This window comes from Martelella lutilitoris, from assembly GCF_016598595.1.
GTDB lineage: Bacteria > Pseudomonadota > Alphaproteobacteria > Rhizobiales > Rhizobiaceae > Martelella > Martelella lutilitoris_A.
The window spans coordinates 2,166,516-2,185,864 of sequence record NZ_CP066786.1; the positions used below are offsets into that span (position 1 = coordinate 2,166,516).

At 62.0% G+C, this 19,349-nt stretch carries 19 protein-coding genes and 1 tRNA gene; 14 read left to right on the plus strand and 6 right to left on the minus strand.

The window, feature by feature from the left end; genetic code table 11:
• The first annotated feature begins 398 nt into the window (after window positions 1–398).
• A complete protein-coding gene (locus JET14_RS10175) occupies window positions 399–2,237 on the plus strand; it encodes an SLC13 family permease (protein ID WP_200337913.1) in 1,839 nt (612 codons plus the stop codon).
• Window positions 2,238–2,437: 200 nt separating this feature from the next.
• Complete coding sequence (locus JET14_RS10180) at window positions 2,438–3,508, plus strand: linear amide C-N hydrolase (RefSeq protein ID WP_200337914.1); 1,071 nt, start codon at window positions 2,438–2,440, stop codon at window positions 3,506–3,508.
• Between the two features lie 116 nt (window positions 3,509–3,624).
• On the opposite strand, the gene JET14_RS10185 is transcribed toward JET14_RS10180, so the two are convergent.
• Complete coding sequence (locus JET14_RS10185; RefSeq protein WP_200337915.1) at window positions 3,625–4,425, minus strand: hypothetical protein; 801 nt, start codon at window positions 4,423–4,425, stop codon at window positions 3,625–3,627.
• 225 nt (window positions 4,426–4,650) lie between these two features.
• Between JET14_RS10185 and JET14_RS10190 the strand changes: the two genes are divergently transcribed.
• The 7 genes from JET14_RS10190 (at window position 4,651) to JET14_RS10220 (ending at window position 12,284) form a co-directional block, all read left to right on the plus strand.
• Window positions 4,651–5,409, plus strand: coding sequence for a hypothetical protein (locus tag JET14_RS10190; RefSeq protein WP_200337916.1), 759 nt, complete (start codon window positions 4,651–4,653; stop codon window positions 5,407–5,409).
• A gap of 407 nt (window positions 5,410–5,816) precedes the next feature.
• Entirely contained in the window at window positions 5,817–6,893 is a 1,077-nt protein-coding gene (locus tag JET14_RS10195) for an ABC transporter ATP-binding protein (RefSeq protein ID WP_200337917.1), read from the plus strand.
• 25 nt (window positions 6,894–6,918) lie between these two features.
• The gene (locus JET14_RS10200) at window positions 6,919–7,893 is read left to right on the plus strand and encodes an ABC transporter substrate-binding protein (protein ID WP_246750590.1); all 975 of its coding nucleotides are present in this window, start codon (window positions 6,919–6,921) and stop codon (window positions 7,891–7,893) included.
• A gap of 5 nt (window positions 7,894–7,898) precedes the next feature.
• A complete protein-coding gene (locus JET14_RS10205; protein ID WP_246750591.1) occupies window positions 7,899–9,641 on the plus strand; it encodes an ABC transporter permease in 1,743 nt (580 codons plus the stop codon).
• Window positions 9,629–10,654, plus strand: coding sequence for an MBL fold metallo-hydrolase (locus JET14_RS10210; protein ID WP_200337918.1), 1,026 nt, complete (start codon window positions 9,629–9,631; stop codon window positions 10,652–10,654). Before JET14_RS10205 ends, JET14_RS10210 begins: the two co-directional genes overlap by 13 nt.
• A 3-nt stretch (window positions 10,655–10,657) precedes the next feature.
• A complete protein-coding gene (locus JET14_RS10215; RefSeq protein ID WP_200337919.1) occupies window positions 10,658–11,257 on the plus strand; it encodes a dual specificity protein phosphatase family protein in 600 nt (199 codons plus the stop codon).
• Between the two features lie 7 nt (window positions 11,258–11,264).
• Window positions 11,265–12,284, plus strand: a complete 1,020-nt coding sequence (locus tag JET14_RS10220; RefSeq protein WP_200337920.1) for a LacI family DNA-binding transcriptional regulator — start codon at window positions 11,265–11,267, stop codon at window positions 12,282–12,284.
• 371 nt (window positions 12,285–12,655) lie between these two features.
• Here the strand turns inward: JET14_RS10220 and JET14_RS10225 are convergent.
• A tRNA-Leu gene (locus JET14_RS10225) sits at window positions 12,656–12,740 on the minus strand.
• 194 nt (window positions 12,741–12,934) lie between these two features.
• Here JET14_RS10225 and lipB point away from each other — a divergent pair.
• Window positions 12,935–13,654, plus strand: a complete 720-nt coding sequence (lipB, locus tag JET14_RS10230) for a lipoyl(octanoyl) transferase LipB (RefSeq protein ID WP_200337921.1) — start codon at window positions 12,935–12,937, stop codon at window positions 13,652–13,654.
• Window positions 13,655–13,658: 4 nt separating this feature from the next.
• Here lipB and JET14_RS10235 read toward each other — a convergent pair whose 3' ends face one another.
• A complete protein-coding gene (locus JET14_RS10235) occupies window positions 13,659–14,048 on the minus strand; it encodes a helix-turn-helix domain-containing protein (RefSeq protein ID WP_200337922.1) in 390 nt (129 codons plus the stop codon).
• Window positions 14,049–14,254: 206 nt separating this feature from the next.
• Between JET14_RS10235 and JET14_RS10240 the strand changes: the two genes are divergently transcribed.
• Genes JET14_RS10240 through fghA form a run of 4 tightly spaced genes read left to right on the plus strand, consistent with a single transcriptional unit; the run spans window position 14,255 to window position 17,161 of the window.
• Window positions 14,255–15,382, plus strand: coding sequence for an S-(hydroxymethyl)glutathione dehydrogenase/class III alcohol dehydrogenase (locus tag JET14_RS10240; protein ID WP_200337923.1), 1,128 nt, complete (start codon window positions 14,255–14,257; stop codon window positions 15,380–15,382).
• Window positions 15,382–15,858 (plus strand): GNAT family N-acetyltransferase, encoded by a 477-nt coding sequence (locus JET14_RS10245; RefSeq protein ID WP_200337924.1) that lies wholly within the window; start codon window positions 15,382–15,384, stop codon window positions 15,856–15,858. The genes JET14_RS10240 and JET14_RS10245 overlap by 1 nt, the downstream gene beginning before the upstream one ends.
• Complete coding sequence (locus JET14_RS10250) at window positions 15,855–16,334, plus strand: YaiI/YqxD family protein (RefSeq protein ID WP_200337925.1); 480 nt, start codon at window positions 15,855–15,857, stop codon at window positions 16,332–16,334. Before JET14_RS10245 ends, JET14_RS10250 begins: the two co-directional genes overlap by 4 nt.
• Window positions 16,331–17,161, plus strand: a complete 831-nt coding sequence (fghA, locus tag JET14_RS10255) for an S-formylglutathione hydrolase (protein WP_200337926.1) — start codon at window positions 16,331–16,333, stop codon at window positions 17,159–17,161. The genes JET14_RS10250 and fghA overlap by 4 nt, the downstream gene beginning before the upstream one ends.
• A 111-nt stretch (window positions 17,162–17,272) precedes the next feature.
• Here fghA and JET14_RS10260 read toward each other — a convergent pair whose 3' ends face one another.
• Genes JET14_RS10260 through JET14_RS10270 form a run of 3 tightly spaced genes read right to left on the minus strand, consistent with a single transcriptional unit; the run spans window position 17,273 to window position 19,348 of the window.
• Window positions 17,273–18,019, minus strand: coding sequence for an ATP12 family chaperone protein (locus JET14_RS10260; protein ID WP_246750592.1), 747 nt, complete (start codon window positions 18,017–18,019; stop codon window positions 17,273–17,275).
• Window positions 18,019–18,681, minus strand: coding sequence for an HAD-IA family hydrolase (locus tag JET14_RS10265; protein ID WP_200337928.1), 663 nt, complete (start codon window positions 18,679–18,681; stop codon window positions 18,019–18,021). The genes JET14_RS10260 and JET14_RS10265 overlap by 1 nt, the downstream gene beginning before the upstream one ends.
• 16 nt (window positions 18,682–18,697) lie before the next feature.
• Entirely contained in the window at window positions 18,698–19,348 is a 651-nt protein-coding gene (locus JET14_RS10270) for an HAD-IA family hydrolase (RefSeq protein WP_200337929.1), read from the minus strand.
• Window position 19,349 lies beyond the last annotated feature (1 nt).

Consider the following 19,349-nt stretch of genomic DNA (forward strand, 5'->3'; position numbering starts at 1 on the left):
ATAGACCTTTAGAAATATGCAAAAACTCTTAAGTCAACAAAATACACTGCAATTATTATAACAATGCGGGACAAGAACGTCCGGATCGAAACTTCATACAAAATAGAGCGGCGTGACGCGGACAGCAAGCCAGACCGCTTTGAAAATCCGCAGAGTAAAAATTGCCTTCAAAAGAATTTGCCGTTCTGCGCGGATATTTTCACATAAGCCGGGCAAACGCAAGCCGACAGGTGTCCGGCTGTCAGGGACGCGAGGCCGAAGGCGGCGGGTTTGCCCACAAACTTCCTTCCGCCTGTCGCGCAACGCTACCGGCCATGGCTTTTGTGGAGGAATTTTGATAATCCTGTGCGACGTACAGCGATAATTTATTTCAGTATTCAATTTCAGGCTGCAATACAGTGGATCATTTCTATCTGATTTCGACGTTCATCGTCGTGCTCGGGGCGATCGTCATGTTCGCTCTCGACAGGTTTTCCATCGAAGCGATATCGCTGAGCGTGCTTGCGGCGCTGCTTCTCATCTACGGCATCGTCCCTTACGAAGGCCCGAACGGCGCGACGCTGAGCCTGACGGAGCTTCTGTCCGGCTTCTCATCGCCCGCGCTCGTCACGGTCCTGGCGCTTCTGATTGTGGGCAAGGGACTGTTTGCCACAGACGCGATGGAGGGAATCACGAGCCACGTCGGCAGACTTTGCGGCAGTCGACCGCGCATGGGCGTGGCGCTGATTCTCGTCGTGGCGGGATCGATCTCGGCCTTCCTGAACAACACGCCGGTGGTGGTCATCTTCATTCCCGTGCTCACCTCGCTTGCCGCGACATTCCGCCTGCCCGCCTACCAGATATTCATGCCGCTCTCGTTCATCACGATCCTTGGCGGCATGACAACCGTCATCGGCTCATCGACCAACATGATCGCCGCCGGCATAGCGGCCGAGAGCGGACTTGAAATCGGCTTTTTTGATATCACCGGCATGGGCGTCATCCTGGCGGTGATCGGATATGTCTACGTGCTCTTCTTCCTGCCGCGGCTCTTGAGCGCGAGACAGACCGAACTGCGCACGAGCAATGACGGCGACGGAGCCCAGTTCATCGGTGAAATCGCCATTACGGCAGGAAGCCGGTTTGCCGGGCTTTTGCCGATTTCGGGCTTTTTCCCGCAGCTCAGACCATTTTCCCTGCACTCGATCGTTCGCGCTTCGGACGGCGAGGACAAGGTGCTTTTCCCGCCCTTCAGCGAAGAACTGAGGCTTCAGCCCGGCGATCTTCTGCAGATATCGGCCAATCGCAAGGCCTTCATGGATCTGATTGCCGGCGGCGAAGCGGTCACCTTCGGCGAAACGGAAGAGGAAGCGCATATGCACGCTTCCCGCCGGCAGGGTCCGAATTATCATCTGGCCGAAGCAGTCATCGCGCCCGGTTCGCGCTTCGAGGGACGGACGGTCCGGTTTTGCGGCATTCAGCCGCGTTTTCACGTCACGATCGTCGGCATCAGGCGCAAGAGCCGCATGGGACGCGGCGCCTTTGGCTTCCTCCGGCTCGAGGCCGGCGATACGCTTCTGCTGGCCGGCGCGGAGGACGACATCATGTCGATGCGCGGCAACCACGATATCCTTCTGCTCGAGCATTCGGCGCAGTCCGTTCCGCCCCGCAGCCGCGCCCTGATATCCTTCATCATCTTTGCCGCCGTCGTCGGGCTTTCCGCCGTCGGCGTTTCGCCGATCGCGGTCAACGCCGTGCTCGGCGCGCTGGCGATGATCGCAACCGGCTGCCTCTCCCTGCAGCAGGCCGCCCGCGCCTTCGATCGACAGATCTTCCTCCTGATCGGATCCTCTATCGCGATGGCGACGGCTCTGGAGGTCTCGGGAGGCGCGGCCCTGATAGCCCAGGGCGCCATCGCGCTGGCCGGCGGCTCCTCGGCGGTGATCGCGATCACAATCCTGTTCGTCACGGTCGCGATCATGACCAACATCCTGTCGAACAATGCGGCGGCCGCGCTGTTCATGCCGATCGCCCTCAACATGGCCCACCAGATCGGCGCGCCGCCGCTGGCATTTGCCGCCGCGGTGATCTATGCGGCAAACTGTTCGTTCGCCACGCCGATCAGCTACCAGACCAACCTTATGGTCATGGGCCCGGGGCATTACAGCTTCGCGGATTTTGTGCGCGGCGGCCTTCCGCTCGTGGTCATCATCGCCGTCGCGTTCGCCCTTCTGGCGCCGTTCTACTACAATCTCTGACCGGCCGCAGCCGCAACAGTGCAGGACCCATTCCACGCCGGGACAGCCTGCCTGACAGAACAGGCAAACTTCAGTTTCAGGTGAATTGCGATGTGTTTGTCGTCACTTAACCTTGACCAACCCGCTCGCGAGCATCCAAGCTGGTTCGGCCGGTTGCCTCCCTGAGATTCAAAGGGTGACCGCTGTACAAAACCGGAGGGATGATTTTGAAAGCAAACAGATCGCTTTGGCGTAGTCTGACACTGGCAGTTACTCTGTCCGTCGCTGCGGCCCCAATCGCTGACGCCTGCACGCGCGTTGTCTATCATGGTCCGGAAGACCGCATTCTGACGGCGCGTTCCATGGACTGGAGCCTGCCGATGCTTTCCAACCTGTGGGTGTTTCCGCGCGGCATGGAGCGAAATGGCGAGGCGGGCGAGAATTCGCTGACCTGGACGTCGAAATACGGAAGCATGATTGTCTCTGGCTATGACTTCTCCACCGTGGACGGCATGAACGAAGCCGGTCTGGTGGCCAACATGCTCTGGCTGGTGGCGTCCGAATACCCCGAGAATGACGGGTCAAGGCCCGAGATATCGCTGTCGATCTGGGCACAGTATTTCCTGGACAATTACGGCAGCGTTGCCGAGGCGGTCGCCGATATGGAAGCCAATCCTTTCGACGTGGTGACTGCCGACGTTCCCGATCAGCCCGGCCGCCTGGCGAAGGTGCATCTTTCCCTCTCGGACGCCAGCGGTGACAGCGCCATTCTGGAATGGCTGGACGGCGAACTGGTCATCCATCACGGCCCGCAATACCGCACCATGACGAACGATCCGCCATACGACCAGCAACTGGCGATCAAAAGGTACTGGCAGGACGTCAATCCGCGTGAGTCGCTGCCCGGCACGACCCGTTCTCCCGATCGTTTTACCCGTGCCGACACCTATATCGACATGGTGGTTCAGTCGGATGAACCGCGTATCGCGGCAGCCGCCGCCATGAGCGTGATCCGCAATGCGTCTGTTCCCTATGGCATCAACACGCCGGACGCGCCGAACCTTTCCACCACGCGCTGGAGAGTGGTCGCGGACCACAAGGACAAGCTTTTTTATGTTGAATCAGCCATTTCGCCGAACCTGTTCTGGGTCGACCTGAACAATCTGGATTTCGCGGCTGAGGCCGGGGTGCGGATGCTGGATCTGGGCGTCGACATGGTCAAACTCAAGTCAGGCGAGGTCTCGGCAGAATTCAAACCCGCCGAACCCTTCCAGTTCGAACCGGTCAACTGAGACATGCCGGCCACCGCATTTCCCTGTGGTGGCCGAACCAACCGCAACGCAAAGAGGCCCGCGAGATAAACTCGACGGGCCTTTTCATTCAAAGCGCGGCTGCCTACTGATCCCGTTCAGAAGCGGTAGGTAAGCCCCACAACCGGCCCGCTCAGTCTCGTGTCATAGACATGACCGTCTTTTTCGTAGTCGGTGTCGACGATCTTGTAGCCTGCGGAAAATGACAGGTGCTCGGTGAAGGTATAGTTCACCGTCGAAAGGAAGGACCAGGTCAAATCGGAGTTGACGTCAAAGCCGCCGATATCGGCCTGAGCCTGAACCGACAACCTGTCCGTCACATTGAAAAACGCACGAGCGCCGACAACGGGATCGACCCAACCGAAGCTTTCGTCATAACTGATCGATCTGCCAAGTCCACTGGCCGTGATTTCGCTCGAAACATGCCACAGACGTATGCCGGCCAAGGCATCGAACGTAAAAGCGGGCGTATCGACAACGCGGTATCCGCCCTGCACGGTGGCCATGAACTGCCTGGTATTGAGTTTGCCGGTCGCTTCAAAGGGCGGCAGTTGCGATGTGCCCGGAAACCAGTACGTGTTTTCGTCACTCGTATCCGTATACATCATGTCCGCGGAGAGAACGAAACGGTCGTAGCGCCCCCAGACATTGACAAATCCGGCTATATTCAGCCCGTCCCGACCCTCGGAAAAAGAGCGGTCGACGTTCACGGTCGGCCCGACGCCGAAGGGAGAAACCTTCCCCTTGACGCCGGTTGCCCACAGATAGGGGGTGATCTGAAGCGCCCAGTCAGACGCACGCGCCGCAGGGGCTTCCGGGGGCGCAGTGACACTGTCGGCCGCATGGAGCACTTGCGGAACACATAGAGACAAAGCGCATGCAAGGATATATTTCTTCAATGTGTTTCCCCCGGTCCGGCAACCTGAAAACCGATTTTACTTCCATCATCGCCTTTTGTAAGCAGTTGCCTTCATAGAAGCCAGCTGCATCTCTGCGGTTCCACAGAAACAGCGATGGGCGTGCGGTTTGTTGCCGGCAGGCGAGCGTTTCAGTAACCAGATCTTTAACCGGGCAATTCTATTTTCAGGAAAGCGTATTCCGAATTTTCCCTGAAATGGATTTCAATGTCGTATTTCCTGAACCTGGCACTGGTCCCCTCAATCCTGCTGTTTCTGGTCTTCGGTCTTGCCTTGTTCGCCGTGACCTATTGGGTTCTGCGCCTGTTTGCCCGATTTGCGCGCACCGATGCTCTCGTCATTCCGCTGGGCGCCTTCATTGGAACGATTGCGACATCCTGGGCTCTGTCTCTCGGCTTCGTTGCTGCCGATATCTGGACGCTGCATGCAAAGGCCGACCAGGAGCTCACCTCGGAACGTTCCGCGATCAATCGACTGATCGGGAACGCAGACGCCGAGGTCCTGAACAGGCCTGACCTTGAAGCAGCGATGGAGTTCTATCGTGAAACGGTGATCTCGGACGAATGGGGCGCCAACGGAAACCTTCATCCGGCGGCTTCGGTCGAGCAGGCTCTTCAGAAAATACGTATCATCATCATGGATATCGCCGAGGGCGACGCGCCCGCGCCGATCATCAATCAGACCGTTGCCATTTTCAATGACCTGCAGGAAACGCGCGATGTGCGCCTCGCCATCGCCAGCACGACCGTCAATCAGTATAAATGGTATATGCTGCTGACTCTGACCATCTTGACATCGCTTACGATCGCCGTGACGCACGCAGACAGGACGCGCGCGGGGAGTATAGCGATATTCCTCTATGTGCTTGCAGCAACAACAAGCCTCTGGCTGCTGACGGTGCACGCAAGCCCGTATGCCGGCATCGAGACGATAGAGCCAAGCGGGCTGTATCTGAATTTGACCTGACGGCGGACCGTACCGGGGGGTGTTTGCCAGGTTGAGGAACACAAATCTTTCTCCTTCATTTCTGCTTTCCGGGGCTCCCGCCGGTTTTCCGAACGCAGCAACGCAAAGCGGCCGACCGCGTCGGAGATTTCAGACCGGATCATCGGCAACGAAGTGACTGTGTCTCGTTCACCGGCTCGGAACCGGGCAGTCAGCACAAAGCCTCGATGCGAACGTTTCCGGCACGGTCTTGGTTCGCGGTGCGCGCCCGAAAAGCAAATCTTCATAAAACCGAAAACGCACTGAAACAGAACTGTCACATGCCCGGTGCATTGATGGCGGCGAAGATTGCACAGCAGTGCAAAACGCCTCTCCCATGGTCATTGGCCGGATTTCCGGCCTGCGACCGACACGTCGGGTCAACACGCATGAGCGCCATCGAAATCGAGACAGTCGACAAGTCTTTCGGCAAGACCAGCGTATTGCGCGGGATCTCGCTTTCCATCCGCTCGGGCGAGTTCGTGGCGGTGCTCGGCCCGTCCGGTTGCGGCAAGACCACGCTGCTGCGCGCGCTTGCCGGCTTCGAGCCGATCGACCGCGGCACAATCCGGGTCGGCGATGCGCTGCTTTCCGGCGAGGGACGTCATGTCCCGCCCGAGGAGCGCGGCATCGGCGTCGTCTTTCAGAACTATGCGCTGTGGCCGCACATGACGGTCTCCGGCAACGTCGCCTATGGCCTCAGGATCAAGGGGCTGGGGCGCGGCGAACGCGCGGCGCGCACGGCACGCGTTCTCGAGACGGTCGGGTTGACGGAATTCGCAGACCGCCGGCCGGCCGCGCTTTCGGGAGGGCAGCGTCAGCGCGTGGCGCTTGCCCGCTGCCTTGCCATGGATGCCGGGCTCGTGCTGCTCGATGAACCGCTTGCCAATCTGGATGTCCATCTGCGCGGCGAGATGGAGGAAGAGTTTGCCCGCTTCCACAAGGCCTCGGGCGCGACGATGTTCTACATCACCCATGACCAGTCCGAGGCCCTTGCGCTTGCCGACCGCGTCGCCGTGATGGACAATGGCAGGATCAGCCAGTTCGCCAGCCCTTCCGATCTCTACAGTCAACCGGCGAATGACATGGTCGCGACCTTTATCGGAGAGGGCCAGATTGCGGAGATTGCTGATTTCCGGCCCGACCGCAGCGGCTATGGCTTCGCCCGCTTCTTCGGCGAGCAGGTGCGGGTGCGAAACCGCCCTTCGGCCCTGCCCCGCGAGGAAGCGCGCATTGCCTTTCACCCCGGCGACCTGAAGCTGACCGAGACCGGCGGCCTCGGCGCCACCATCCGCCGCGTCACCTATCGCGGCGACATATTGCGGGTCGAGCTTTCGATCGGTCCGGACGACCAAACCCTTTTCATGAACGTCCCTGCCCCGGCGCGCATCGAAGCCGGGCAGCGCGTAGCCGTCACGCTTGCAGACGGCTGGGTCCTTCCGGACCTGCAAACCGAACATGCCTAGCACCCAACAATCGAGGAAATCCCCGATGAAACTCTCCCTGCTTGCCCTTGCAACCATCAGCACGCTTGCCTTCTCGGCGGCACACGCCGAGGAAACCATCACGCTTTACACCAGCCAGCCGCCGGAACAGGCCCAGGAGACGGTCGACGCTTTTGAGGCCGCCAACCCGGATATCAAGGTCAACTGGACCCGCAACGGCACCTCCGCGCTGATGAATGTGATGCGTGCGGAAATCGAAGCCGGCAACATCCAGCCCGATGTCCTGCTTGTTGCCGATCCGATCAACCTCGGAACGTTGAAGGCCGACGGTCACCTGATGGCCTATCCCGAAGCGCCCGTCGAAGGCTATGACAAGGCTGCCTACGACAAGGACATGACCTTCTTCGGCACCAAGGCGATCACCACAGGCATCGCCTACAACACCGAGATCGCCGAGCCGGTCGAAAGCTGGAACGACCTCCTGGTCGAAGACAATCGCGGCATGATCGCGGTTCCGAGCCCGCTCTATTCGGGCGCCGCCCTCAACCACCTGCATGCGCTGATCAACACGCCGGAAATCGGCTGGGACTTCTATGAAGGCCTGAACGATCTCGACATCGTGCCCGAGGGCGGCAACGGTCCGGCAACCAAGGCCGTCGCCTCCGGCATGGCCAAATATGCCATCATCGTCGATGCCAACACGCTGCGCGCCAAGGCTGACGGTTCGCCCGTCGACTACATCGCGCCCAAGGAAGGCGTGTCCTTCATCGGCGAGCCGGTCGCTATCATGAGCACGACCGAACACGCGGAAGCCGCGAAGAAATTCGTCGATTTCCTGCTCTCGAAGGAAGGCCAGGAACTGGTCTCCGCCCAGGGCAATATCCCGCTTCTGCCGGGGGTCGCCGCGCCGGAAGGCTATCCCGATCTCTCCTCAATGAAGCTGATCGGCTATGATGTCGATGAAGCCGTCGAAAGCAACGAACAGGTGCGCGAGCAGTTCGCCGAGATCTTCGGCCTGTAACCGCAATGTCCGTATCAACCGCAACGACGGGAGAGCGTCCGATATGGACGCTCTCCACCCTCGGCAGCCTGCTGCGCAACGAGCGCACGCTGATGCTGGTGCTGGCGCTGTTTGTCGGCATCCTGTCAATTCTGCCGCTCGGACGGCTCGTTTACGCCGCATTCGTCACGGGCACGGGGTTCGAGCTCGACCGCTTGGCCGATGTTCTGGGCGGGCGCCGCGTGTTCGAAGCGACCTTCAACACGATCTGGATTTCGCTTTCAGCCACCGCGCTTGCCACGGTCGCCGGAACGATCGCAGCACTTCTCGTCGGCGCCAGCGACATGCGCGGGCGGACTGCCTGGGTGTTCGGATTCGTGCTGCCGCTGATGATCCCCCCGCAAGTCATCGCGCTCGCCTGGGTTCAGGCATTTTCGCCGGCAAGCCCGGTGATGAACCTGTTGGGTTTCTCGCTTCAGCCCGGCATGCGCCATCCGCTCTATTCTGCCGGCGGCATCGTCCTCCTGCTCGGTCTCTACAATGCCCCGCTGGTTTTTCTGGCCGTTCGGGCCAACCTGCGCCGCGTTCCCGCCGATCTGGTGGAAGCGGCCCGCGCGGTCGGCGCCACACCCTTTAGAGCGACGCTTGGCATCATCCTGCCACTGATCCGCGGCGGCATCTTCGCCGGAGCAGCGCTTGCCTTCGTCTCATCGATCGGCAATTTCGGTATCCAGGCCATGCTCGGCATACCAGCCCGCGTTCCGACCCTGATCACGCTCATCTATCGGCAGCTGAATTCCTATGGTCCGTCGGCGCTCAACGACATGGCGCTTCTGGCCCTGCTGCTTGCCGTGCTGACCATTCTCGGCATGGGCACCGCCGGTTTCCTGAGCCGCATGGGCGACCAGCGCGTCGATGGCGTTTCCAGGCCGTTCAAGTTCCCGCTCGGGCATTTCCGCCTTCCGGTCACGGCTCTGGCGTGGGGTTATCTCGTATTCGCGCTGGCGCTGCCGCTTTCGGCGCTAGCCGGCTCGGCCCTGGTGCGCGGCTACGGACAGCCGCTCAATCTGGAGACGCTGACCTTCGAGAATTTCTCCAATGCGCTCTTTCATCACGAAGGCATTCGGGAGGCGTTTTTCACCAGTCTTTGGCTGACGGGGCTCGCTGTCGCGATCCTCATTCCCGTTTCGCTCGCGCTCGGCTATTTTCTGAGCTGGCGTCGGGGCGTCGCCCCGCGCCTGCTCTACCTCTCCTCCCAGCTTGCCTATGCGCTTCCCGGCATCATCATCGGCGTCGCCATGATCCTGTTTTTCCTGAAGCCTCTGCCGGTTCTCGGAACCGGCCTCTACGGCACGGTCTGGGTCGTCCTCGCGGCCTATCTCTCCAACTTTCTGGCATTGGCATTGCAGCCGGTCCTGGGCGGCTTCGAACAGATCGAGCGCTCGCTGGACGAGGCCGCGCAAGTGGTCGGCGCCGGGATTTTCCGCAGGCTCAAGGATATCATATTGCCGGTTCTCGCCCCGGCCGCTGCGGCCTCCGCCATCCTTGTCTTCATGACGGCGATCAACGAGATCCAGACGTCGGTGCTGCTGGTTTCCTCACGCGCCCAGACCATCGGTCCGATGATCATATTCCTCGAGGAAGCCGGATCTTCGACGCTGGCCGCCGCTGTCGGCTGCCTGATGGTGCTGGTCATCCTCACGCTGATGCTTGTCAGTCTCACCTTCGCGAGAAGGCTTCCGCAAGGAGTGTTGCCTTGGCACGACTGAACGTGATCAGCGGCCTGAACCGCAAGAGCGCCGCCATCGCTCTGGTCGAGGCGGGCGGCAAACGTATCCTGTTCGATTTCGGCGATGGCCTGGATGCCGGCGAACATCCCGACATCGATGTGATCGGCGCCGTGGATGCCGTCTTCCTCAGCCATGCGCACAAGGATCACGCCGGTTCTCTCGAGCGTCTCGGCGAGATCGGAAACCCAGCGGTATTCGCGACCGCAAGAACCCTCGATTTCCTTCGCGGCAGCCTTTGTCCGGAAACGGCGCACGCCATTCCCGAGCGGGGCGCTTTCGATGTCGACGGGCTGAAGCTTTCGACCGGCCGCTGCGGCCATGCGCCTGGCGGCGTCTGGTTCCACCTGGAGACGGAAAAAGGCGGTTTCATCTACACCGGGGATATCAGCCTCGAATCGCAAGGCATGCCTTTCGACTATCCTCCTCAGGCAGCCACGCTTCTGGTCGATGCATCCTACGGTGACCGCGAACAGGATCTCGGCGACCAGATTTCGGCAATGGCCGACTATGCCGGAGGAGGCGCCGTGCTGTGCTGTCCCGCTGCCGGTCGTGGCACGGATATGGTGCTGGCGATGGCCTCGCACGGTCTTTCCGTGCACGTCAGCGCGGTGGTCGGCGAGGAAGTCGAAGCGGCCACGGGCGAGCGATTTCCGGTCGTGAATGGCGAAACCGCGCAACCCCACCAGGTGATTGTGGCGACGGAATCCAACGCCGAGGCCGGTCTTTCGGCCGAACTCCTGAAACGCGGCGGATTCCGCTTCGTTTTTTCAAGCCATGTCCCGAACGGCACGCCGGCAGCGGCCCTGATCGGGCGCGAAGAGGCGGTCTGGCTTCCCTGGAACGTCCATCCGCGCAAGCGTGATATCCTCGCGCTCGCCGAGCATTGCGGTTCCCGGCAGGTTCTGCCCGCCTTTGTCGACATGGCCATGGCCCCGGAACTTGCCCGTGCCCTCGGCGCGCGGCTAAGACTGGAAACCGAGACGGAGATATAGACCATGACGGAAAAACGCCTCGGCATCCCCGACCATGTTCCCGAAGCCGAAGCGCGCGAGGATGTCCGCCCGCTTCTATATCCGGTGATCGAAGGTTTCGGCCCGCACGAGAAAACGCTCTATCTCGGCAATCTCGCCGCGGCCGAAGACGCTGCCTGCCTGCTTGAAGCCGGGATTACCGAAACGCTCAACGTTTCGATCAACATGTTTCCGGGCCCGCTGAGGCTGGCCGATGGCACGCATGTCCGCCGCTACCAGCTCGGCATGATCGACGGCGCGGGCAACAGCCCGCATCTTCTCGCCGCAGCCGTCCACACCATCGAGGGCCTGATGCGCGGCTATGTTCCGGCCAAGCCGCATTACCCGAAACATCGCAAGGGCCATGTTCTGGTCCATTGCCGCGGCGGGCGCTCGCGCTCGGTCGCGTTGATCGCGCTCTGGCTGTCCGCCTTCGCGGGCGAGAGTTTCGACGGCTTCGATGCCGCACTCGCTCACCTGCGCGCCTTGCGCGGCCTGGACGAGAGCTACCCCCTGCCGCCGATGCTCGACCTTGCCGAAGAGGTCAGGCTGCGCAATCTGCTTGTCGCCGCGCGCTGGACATAGCTACGCCATGGTCGAGAAATTTGTCTCCGCATCCGATGTCGCCCGTCTGGCCGGGGTTTCCCGCTCGGCCGTCTCGCGCACCTTCACCGAGGGGGCCAGCGTTGCGCCGAAGACCCGAGCCCGGGTGATGAAGGCGGCAGAAGAGCTTGGCTACCGGGTCAACCTCCTCGCCCGCACGCTGCACAAGGAACGCTCCGATCTTGTGGGCCTTGTCGGGGCGAATCTCTCCAACCCCTATATCTCGGCGCAGGTCGATGCGCTGACCGCGGCGCTTTACGAATACGGGCTGCAATGCATGCTGCTCAATCTGGCGGGCGCGCGGGACGATGTGGAAAACGCACTCGCAAAACTGCTTGAATACCGGGTGCGAACGGTGGTCTTGCTGTCGGGGGCCGTGCCGGACACGCTGATGCGGCTCGCCGCGGCCAATGGCACGCGTCTCGTTCTCATCAACCGGCCGCTGCCGGAGAATATTGGTCTTGTCGACCAGATCGAGGCCGATTCGGCTGCCGGCGGCGCGCTTGCCGCACAGCGGCTGATTGCGGCCGGCTGCCGCAACGTGGCCGTTGTCGTGTCGGAATCCCGCACCTCCGCCAAGCTGGCGCGCGCAGAGGCCTTTATCGCCGTGATGGAGGCAAACCGGGTGCCGGTCAGCCAGTGGAGCCAGGGTCGCAACAATTATGAGACAGGTATCGAAGCAGCGCGCAGCCTGCTCGCGAAGCCCGGCATTGACGGGATTTTCGGCGTGACCGACGAGATCGCGCTCGGTGTGATGAATACGGCGCGCCATGAGCTTGGCCTGTCCGTTCCGGGCGATGTCTCGGTGATCGGATTCGACGATGCTCCGATTTCCGACTGGTCCTCGCACCGGCTGACCACCGTCCGCCAGTCGCTCTCCTCGCTGACCAGCGCCACGCTGAAGGCAATCACCGGCCCGGCGCGCGCCCCCTCCTCCCACCATTTCATCCCCGTCAGCCTGGTCGAACGTCAGTCGGTGCGGCCCGCCAGATCGGCAGTTCAAGACTGAGGAGGCCGAAAGCCGAGCGAAACGCCGCAACGGAAATCGGCATGCACACGGTCGCCGCCGGCCAGACATTGTCGTTCAAGGCGTTATGTCAGCGTCTTCTTGGATACCGCTTCGCCTGGGCCTCGGAAAGGTTTCACCTGCCAGGAGAAACAGGCGCGGCCGGGTCCGACTGTCGAGATCGGCAGGACGCTTCGGTAGCGGGTGCTCGTAGGCATAGATGCCTGCAAACGGTCAGATCCCCCTCCTCATCGCCAAAACAGCATGCTCATGGACAGGAGGCAGCACAACAAAAGAGCGCCTCTGGCAATCGCGCTCCGACATGGTGATATCGATAGGATAAGCAGCAAAACCGAGCCTGACTGGCTGGCTGATGGTGCGGTCGAGAAGACTCGAACTTCCACGGGTTGCCCCACAGCGACCTCAACGCTGCGCGTCTACCAATTCCGCCACGACCGCATCGTGGTAGGGCCGGTTTGTGCCGGCGCCGCTGCATGTAGCAAAAGCCTTCTCGGCGCACAAGCGTCTGTGACGGTTTTTTTTCATTTCGGCGGGACAAACTTTCAAGCGCCTCCGGACCGGCCTTTTGCTCCCGCCCTTTCGCCTTGCCGCCGGCCGTGAAATCTGCAAGGAGAAAGTCGAAGGACAGAGCCATGGAACGACGCGAAATCGATTTTCTGATGCATGCCGAACCCGGCGCGCCGCCGGTAAGATGGCGGGTTTCGGAGGGGCTTGTCCCCTATCCGCAAGCACTTGCCGCCATGGAACGGGAGGTCGACCTGATCGCGCGCGGCGAGGCGGACGAGCTTGTCTGGCTGGTCGAGCACCCGCCGCTCTACACCGCCGGCACAAGCGCGGTTCGCCAGGACCTCCTGACGCCCGACCGCTTTCCCGTCTTCGAGACCGGACGCGGCGGCGAATACACCTATCACGGCCCCGGACAGCGGGTCGCCTATCTGATGCTCGATCTGAAGCGGCGGCGGCGCGATGTCCGCGCCTTCGTCGCGGCGATCGAGGAGACCATCATCAAGACGCTCGACAGGATGAATGTGCGCGGCGAGCGGCGCGAGGACCGGGTCGGCGTCTGGGTGAAACGGCCGGAGCGCCCGCCCCTGCCGGATGGCTCCCCGGCCGAAGACAAGATCGCGGCCATCGGCATCAGGCTGCGCCGCTGGGTCAGCTTTCACGGCCTGTCGATCAATGTGGAGCCGGATCTCGAGCATTTCGCCGGCATTGTTCCCTGCGGCATTTCGGGATACGGGGTCACCAGCCTTGTCGACCTCGGCCTGCCGGTGACGACGGAGGATGTCGATATCTGTCTGCGGCAGGCCTTTGAGGAGGTCTTCGGCGAAACAGCGGCAGAGGCGCGCTGAAACCTTAGTGCAGCGTCCGTCCGCCGGTTACGGTAAAGCCGAACGGCCCGGGCCGGCGCGGCCGCTTGATGGCATCGGGATAGCGCCCCGCATGGCCGACATGATTGACTTCGATGACGACGTCCTTGAGGTTGAGGCTTTTCTGCCGGTGGCCCGGAAGGGATTTCTCGACATCGCCGGAAATCAGCCACAGCGGGCGGACATTCAGATGGCCGGCGATCCGGACAAGCCTTTCCAGCGACGGCTCCGAGCGGTCGCATTCCCAGTTCCTCACCGTCTCGCGCGTTACCCCCAAGTGCCCGGCAAGTTCCGCCAGGCTTAGTCCGGCGCTTTCGCGGGCCGCGAGCAGGCGCCCGCCCAGCGTATCGTCGCCGTAAAGTTCCTCTTCCATCATAGTCGGCCTTTCCGTCCCGTTGGGCATGCCGGATTTTCCGGTTCTGGTCGCCCTTCATAGCCAAAACCGGGCAAAAGTGCCAGTCCGCCCGGCCAGGGAGCGGGAAGACGGGAGAAATGCGCGATCACGCAGACTTGAGCTTGCGGATCAAGGAGCGACCATGCCAAAGATTGACGGACAACAAAGGCGATAGTGGAGAGACACCGATGGATGTGCGCGCAGCCGTAGCGGTCGAAGCAGGAAAACCGCTCGAAGTCATGACCGTTCAACTTGAAGGCCCGAAGGAAGGCGAAGTCCTGATCGAGGTGAAGGCGACGGGCCTTTGCCACACGGACGACTTCACGCTCTCCGGCGCCGATCCGGAAGGCATCTTCCCGGCGATCCTCGGCCATGAGGGCGCGGGCGTCGTGGTCGACGTCGGGCCGGGCGTCACCTCGGTGAAGAAAGGCGACCATGTCATCCCGCTCTATACGCCGGAATGCCGCGAATGCCCGTCCTGCCTGTCGCGCAAGACCAATCTCTGCACCGCGATCCGCTCGACACAGGGCCAGGGGCTGATGCCGGACGGCACCTCGCGCTTCTCGCTCGACGGCAAGCCGATCCATCACTATATGGGCTGCTCGACGTTTGCGAACTTCACGGTCCTTCCGGAAATCGCGGTCGCAAAGATCAACCCCGAAGCGCCTTTCGACAAGGTCTGCTACATCGGCTGCGGCGTCACGACCGGCGTCGGCGCGGTCATCAACACGGCCAAGGTGGAAGTCGGCGCGACCGCCGTCGTCTTCGGTCTCGGCGGCATCGGCCTCAACGTGATCCAGGGCCTGCGCCTTGCCGGCGCCGACATGATCATCGGCGTCGACCTCAACAATGACAAGAAGGAATGGGGCGAGCGATTCGGCATGACCCATTTCGTCAATCCTAAGGAAATCGGCGAGGACATCGTCCCCTATCTGATCAACCTGACCAAGCGCGGCAATGACACGATCGGCGGCGCCGACTACACGTTCGATTGCACCGGCAACACCACCGTCATGCGCCAGGCGCTCGAATGCTCGCATCGCGGCTGGGGCAAGTCCGTCGTCATCGGCGTTGCCGGCGCCGGCCAGGAAATCTCCACCCGGCCGTTCCAGCTTGTGACGGGTCGCTCCTGGATGGGCACGGCCTTCGGCGGCGCGCGCGGACGCACGGATGTGCCGAAAATCGTCGACTGGTACATGGACGGCAAGATCGAGATCGACCCGATGATCACGCACCTCCTGAAGCTCGAGGACATCAACAAGGGCTTCGACATGATGCACAGGGGCGAAAGCATCCGCTCGGTCGTCGTCTACTGATGGGTTCGCTTACCGTCGATATCGCCCGCATGGATGCGCTCACTGCGGGCGAACTTTATGACGTGCTCAGATTGCGAGTCGATGTCTTCGTGGTGGAGCAGAACTGCCCCTATCCCGAGCTCGACGGCAAGGACGCGGATGCGCTTCACCTGCGGCTTCTCGAGGACGGAAAGCCGGTCGCTTACGGTCGCATCTTCGCGCCCGGAGCGGACAAGAAGGCGCGTATCGGCCGTATCGTCGTCGCGCCCTCCCATCGGGGACAAAAGCTTGGCGAACGGCTGATGGGCGAAGCGGTCGCCGCCTGCGAAAGACTTGCGCCCGGCGCCCCGATCGCGATTTCCGCCCAGGCGCATCTCGAGCGATTTTATGCGGGCTTCGGTTTCGAGACCGTGTCGAAAGAATATCTGGAGGACGGCATCCCGCATATCGACATGGTGCGTGATGCCGCCGGAGTGCAAACGGAAGTCGCCGGATGATCTATGTCGATGCCGATGCCTGCCCGGTAAAGCCCGAGGTGATCAAGGTCGCCGAGCGCCACGGCCTGCCGGTCACCTTCGTGGCCAATTCCGGTCTCAGGCCCTCGCGCGATCCGATGATCCGCAATGTCATCGTCTCCGGCGCCTTTGACGCTGCCGATGACTGGATCGCCGAACGCGCCGGCGCCGGCGACATCGTCGTCACCGCCGATGTGCCGCTTGCCGAGCAGTGCGTGGCAGGCGGCGCGCTGGTGACCGGGCCGACCGGCCGGCTGTTCGATCAGGCCAATATCGGTATGGCGCGGGCCATGCGCGACCTTGGCCAGCATCTGCGTGAGACCGGCGAGAGCAAGGGCTATAACGCCGCCTTTTCGCCGAGGGACCGTTCGGCCTTCCTGCAGACCATGGAACGGCTCTGCCGGCAGGCGAAATCCATTCAAGCCAAGCCTGATGACGAAACGAAGGGAAGATCATGAACATCCTGTCCGAAAACACGGCCTTTGGCGGCATGCAGGCCGTCTTTTCCCATGATTCGGAAGCCTGTAACTGCGAGATGACATTCGCGGTTTTCGTGCCGCCGCAGGCGACCGAACGCCCCTGCCCTGTGCTCTGGTATCTCTCAGGGCTCACCTGCACCCATGCCAATGTGATGGAAAAGGGCGAGTATCGCCGCATGGCGGCCGAACTGGGCCTGATCATCGTCTGCCCGGACACGAGCCCGCGCGGCAAGGACGTTCCCGATTCGCTGACCAACTGGCAACTCGGCCAGGGCGCGGGCTTCTATGTCGACGCCACCGAAAGCCCCTATGCGCTGAACTACCGGATGGAAACCTATATCACCAAGGAACTGCCCGCGCTGATCGCCGGCAGCTTCCGCGCCGACATGGATCGTCAGGGGATTTTCGGCCATTCCATGGGCGGCCACGGCGCCATGACCTTCGCACTCAAATATCCCGATCGCTACAGAAGCTGCTCGGCCTTCGCCCCGATCGTCTCGCCATCAACGTCGCCCTGGGCGCAGGGCGCGTTCGAGAAATATCTCGGAACCGACACGGATGCATGGCGCAAGCATGATGCCTGCGCGCTGGTTGCCGCCGGCGCCCGCTTCCCGGAATTTCTGATCGACCAGGGCACGGCAGACGGCTTTCTCGAGGAGGGCCTGAAGCCCTGGCTGTTCGAGGCGGCGGTCGAGGATACGGACATCGCGCTGACGCTGAGAATGCACGAGCGCTATGACCACTCCTACTACTTCATCTCCACCTTCATGGACGATCACCTGCGCTGGCACGCCGAGCGGGTGTGAGGGGCTCGGCAGGTATTCGCCATGAAATGTGGTGACCGCGTTTCTTGAGTGTTTCGCAGCAATCAATCTCCCCCTTGAGGGGGAGATTACGGGGCCAGACCGACGCGTCGCCTACCCCAGCGCAACGAACAAATCATGCGCGGCTTTCATGTCCTCGAACCGCTTGGCGCGGCGGCGGGCGGCTTCCTCGTCATGGCCCCAGAGTTCGATCGTCCAGTCTTCCTCGAGATTGCCGAGCGCCCAGGCTTCGTCAAGCGTCAGGCGGCCGCGCGCCAGGGCCAGCGTCACCAGCGCCGAACCGGTCAGCGTCGTCATCACATGCAAGGCGCCAAGCTCGAAGGGCGCCCGGTGATGCTCCAGTTCCCTACGGAAGGCCTCAAGGCTTTCCGCAGGCTGTTCGGCAAACATAACGCCTTCGACCAGCACGAAGCGCGCGCCATATTCCTCGGCCATCCAGTCAAGCACCGCCCCCCAGCGCTCGGCCTGCCGGGCAACGAGTTCCTCCGGACTTTCCGCGCGATAGAACAGCATGTCGTTGCCGGCATAGCTGACGATTTCCTCGAACACCGCGTTGGCATTCACGGCCACGCCGTCGATGATGGTGTTGGCAAGCCGCGTCATCGGCATTTTCGCCGGATCGATGACCTTCTCCTGCGCCTGCCATTCGGCCCGTACATGCTCGGCAGCGGCCGCCGTCGGCAGGATCAGCGGCTTTCGCGACGGGGTCTTGACCGGCCGGCCGTCGAGCTTCACCGCAAAGCCCCCGTCTTCCGCGGCGATGGTTGCCTCGGCGTAGAATTTCTTCGGCAATTCGGCGCGCATCAGTTCCTGCGACCGGCGGATGGGATCATTGGTCATCATGCACCCTTCAGAACGAATTTCAGAATGTCATCCGGCGTCTCGGCGATCGCCGCCGCGCCGGCGAGCTTCAGCGCATCCGGCGTGCCATAGCCCCAGGAAACGCCGACGGCCGCGGAGCCGGCGGAACGGGCCATCTGGATATCGAACACCGTGTCGCCGATCACCACCGCCTGCTCCGGCCGCATGCCCGTTTCATCGCAGCATTCCAGCACCATGGCCGGATGCGGCTTGGAGGGACAGTCATCGGCCGTGCGCGTGGTAATGAATTTTTCGCTGTAGCCATGGGTTTTCAGCATGTGGTCGAGCCCGCGCCGCGACTTGCCGGTGACCGCGCCGACGAGAATATCGTCCTGCAGGAAGAGATGCGCCAGCATGGCGGCGACGCCGTCATAGAGTTTTTCCTGCATGGCGGGATCACGCCGCACCTCGGCGAAAAGCGAGCGGTAATAGCCCATCATGTCCCGGCATTCATGATCGACATCTTCACGCCCCAGTAGCCCGGCGATCGCCACGTCCAGCGTCAGGCCCACCGTGCCGCGTGTTGCCTGCTCATCCGGCGCCTCGTGTCCGAAGGCGCGGAAGGTGCGGGCCATGGTCTCCTGAATGATCGCCAGGCTGTCGACCAGCGTACCGTCACAATCAAAAAGCACCAGCTTCATGAGGAGCACTCCCGGCTCAGACAAGTTTCAGGATCTCTTCCGGATGCCAGACGATCGCGCCCGCTCCGGCATCCTGCAGATCGGCGATCTCGCCGTAGCCCCAGGCCACCCCGATCGCATGGGACCCGGCCTTCGCCGCCATTTCCATGTCGAAGACCGCGTCGCCGATGATCACGGCATCGGCCGGATTGAAGCCCGCTTCCGCGCAGCATTCAAGCACCATGGCAGGATGCGGCTTGGAGGGGCAGTCATCCGCGGTGCGTGAAACGGTAAATCGCGGCGCCAGTCCGTGCAGATCCAGAACATGGCTGAGGCCCCGGCGCGAATTGCCGGTGACGGCGCCGATGGTCACATCGCCGCGCGCGGCAAGGCCGCCAATCAGTTCGGCAATGCCCGGAAACAGCTGTTCCATCATGTTGGGATCGGAATGGACCTCGGCAAAGAGCGACTTGAACTTCACCCGGATCGCCAGAACCTCGTCGTCGATCCGGTGCCGGCCGAGCAGCCGGGCAATCGCGTAGTCGAGCGACAGGCCGATGATCGTCTTGGTCTCGGCAAGGGTCGGTTCCGGATGACCGAAGGCGACAAAGGCGCGGCGCATGGTCTCATGGATGCGCACGGCGCTGTCGACCAGCGTGCCGTCGCAGTCAAACAATACGAGCTTCATG

What these genes read in the sequence shown, in the direction of transcription:
- JET14_RS10180 (WP_200337914.1), top strand. Translation starts at nt 2,438, where the DNA reads ATGATTTTGAAAGCAAACAGATCGCTTTGGCGTAGTCTGACACTGGCA.
- JET14_RS10190 (WP_200337916.1), top strand. Translation starts at nt 4,651, where the DNA reads ATGTCGTATTTCCTGAACCTGGCACTGGTCCCCTCAATCCTGCTGTTT.
- JET14_RS10195 (WP_200337917.1), top strand. Translation starts at nt 5,817, where the DNA reads ATGAGCGCCATCGAAATCGAGACAGTCGACAAGTCTTTCGGCAAGACC.
- JET14_RS10200 (WP_246750590.1), top strand. Translation starts at nt 6,919, where the DNA reads ATGAAACTCTCCCTGCTTGCCCTTGCAACCATCAGCACGCTTGCCTTC.
- JET14_RS10205 (WP_246750591.1), top strand. Translation starts at nt 7,899, where the DNA reads ATGTCCGTATCAACCGCAACGACGGGAGAGCGTCCGATATGGACGCTC.
- JET14_RS10215 (WP_200337919.1), top strand. Translation starts at nt 10,658, where the DNA reads ATGACGGAAAAACGCCTCGGCATCCCCGACCATGTTCCCGAAGCCGAA.
- JET14_RS10220 (WP_200337920.1), top strand. Translation starts at nt 11,265, where the DNA reads ATGGTCGAGAAATTTGTCTCCGCATCCGATGTCGCCCGTCTGGCCGGG.
- lipB (WP_200337921.1), top strand. Translation starts at nt 12,935, where the DNA reads ATGGAACGACGCGAAATCGATTTTCTGATGCATGCCGAACCCGGCGCG.
- JET14_RS10235 (WP_200337922.1), bottom strand. Translation starts at nt 14,048, where the DNA reads ATGATGGAAGAGGAACTTTACGGCGACGATACGCTGGGCGGGCGCCTG.
- JET14_RS10240 (WP_200337923.1), top strand. Translation starts at nt 14,255, where the DNA reads ATGGATGTGCGCGCAGCCGTAGCGGTCGAAGCAGGAAAACCGCTCGAA.
- JET14_RS10245 (WP_200337924.1), top strand. Translation starts at nt 15,382, where the DNA reads ATGGGTTCGCTTACCGTCGATATCGCCCGCATGGATGCGCTCACTGCG.
- JET14_RS10250 (WP_200337925.1), top strand. Translation starts at nt 15,855, where the DNA reads ATGATCTATGTCGATGCCGATGCCTGCCCGGTAAAGCCCGAGGTGATC.
- fghA (WP_200337926.1), top strand. Translation starts at nt 16,331, where the DNA reads ATGAACATCCTGTCCGAAAACACGGCCTTTGGCGGCATGCAGGCCGTC.
- JET14_RS10260 (WP_246750592.1), bottom strand. Translation starts at nt 18,019, where the DNA reads ATGACCAATGATCCCATCCGCCGGTCGCAGGAACTGATGCGCGCCGAA.
- JET14_RS10265 (WP_200337928.1), bottom strand. Translation starts at nt 18,681, where the DNA reads ATGAAGCTGGTGCTTTTTGATTGTGACGGTACGCTGGTCGACAGCCTG.
- JET14_RS10270 (WP_200337929.1), bottom strand. Translation starts at nt 19,348, where the DNA reads ATGAAGCTCGTATTGTTTGACTGCGACGGCACGCTGGTCGACAGCGCC.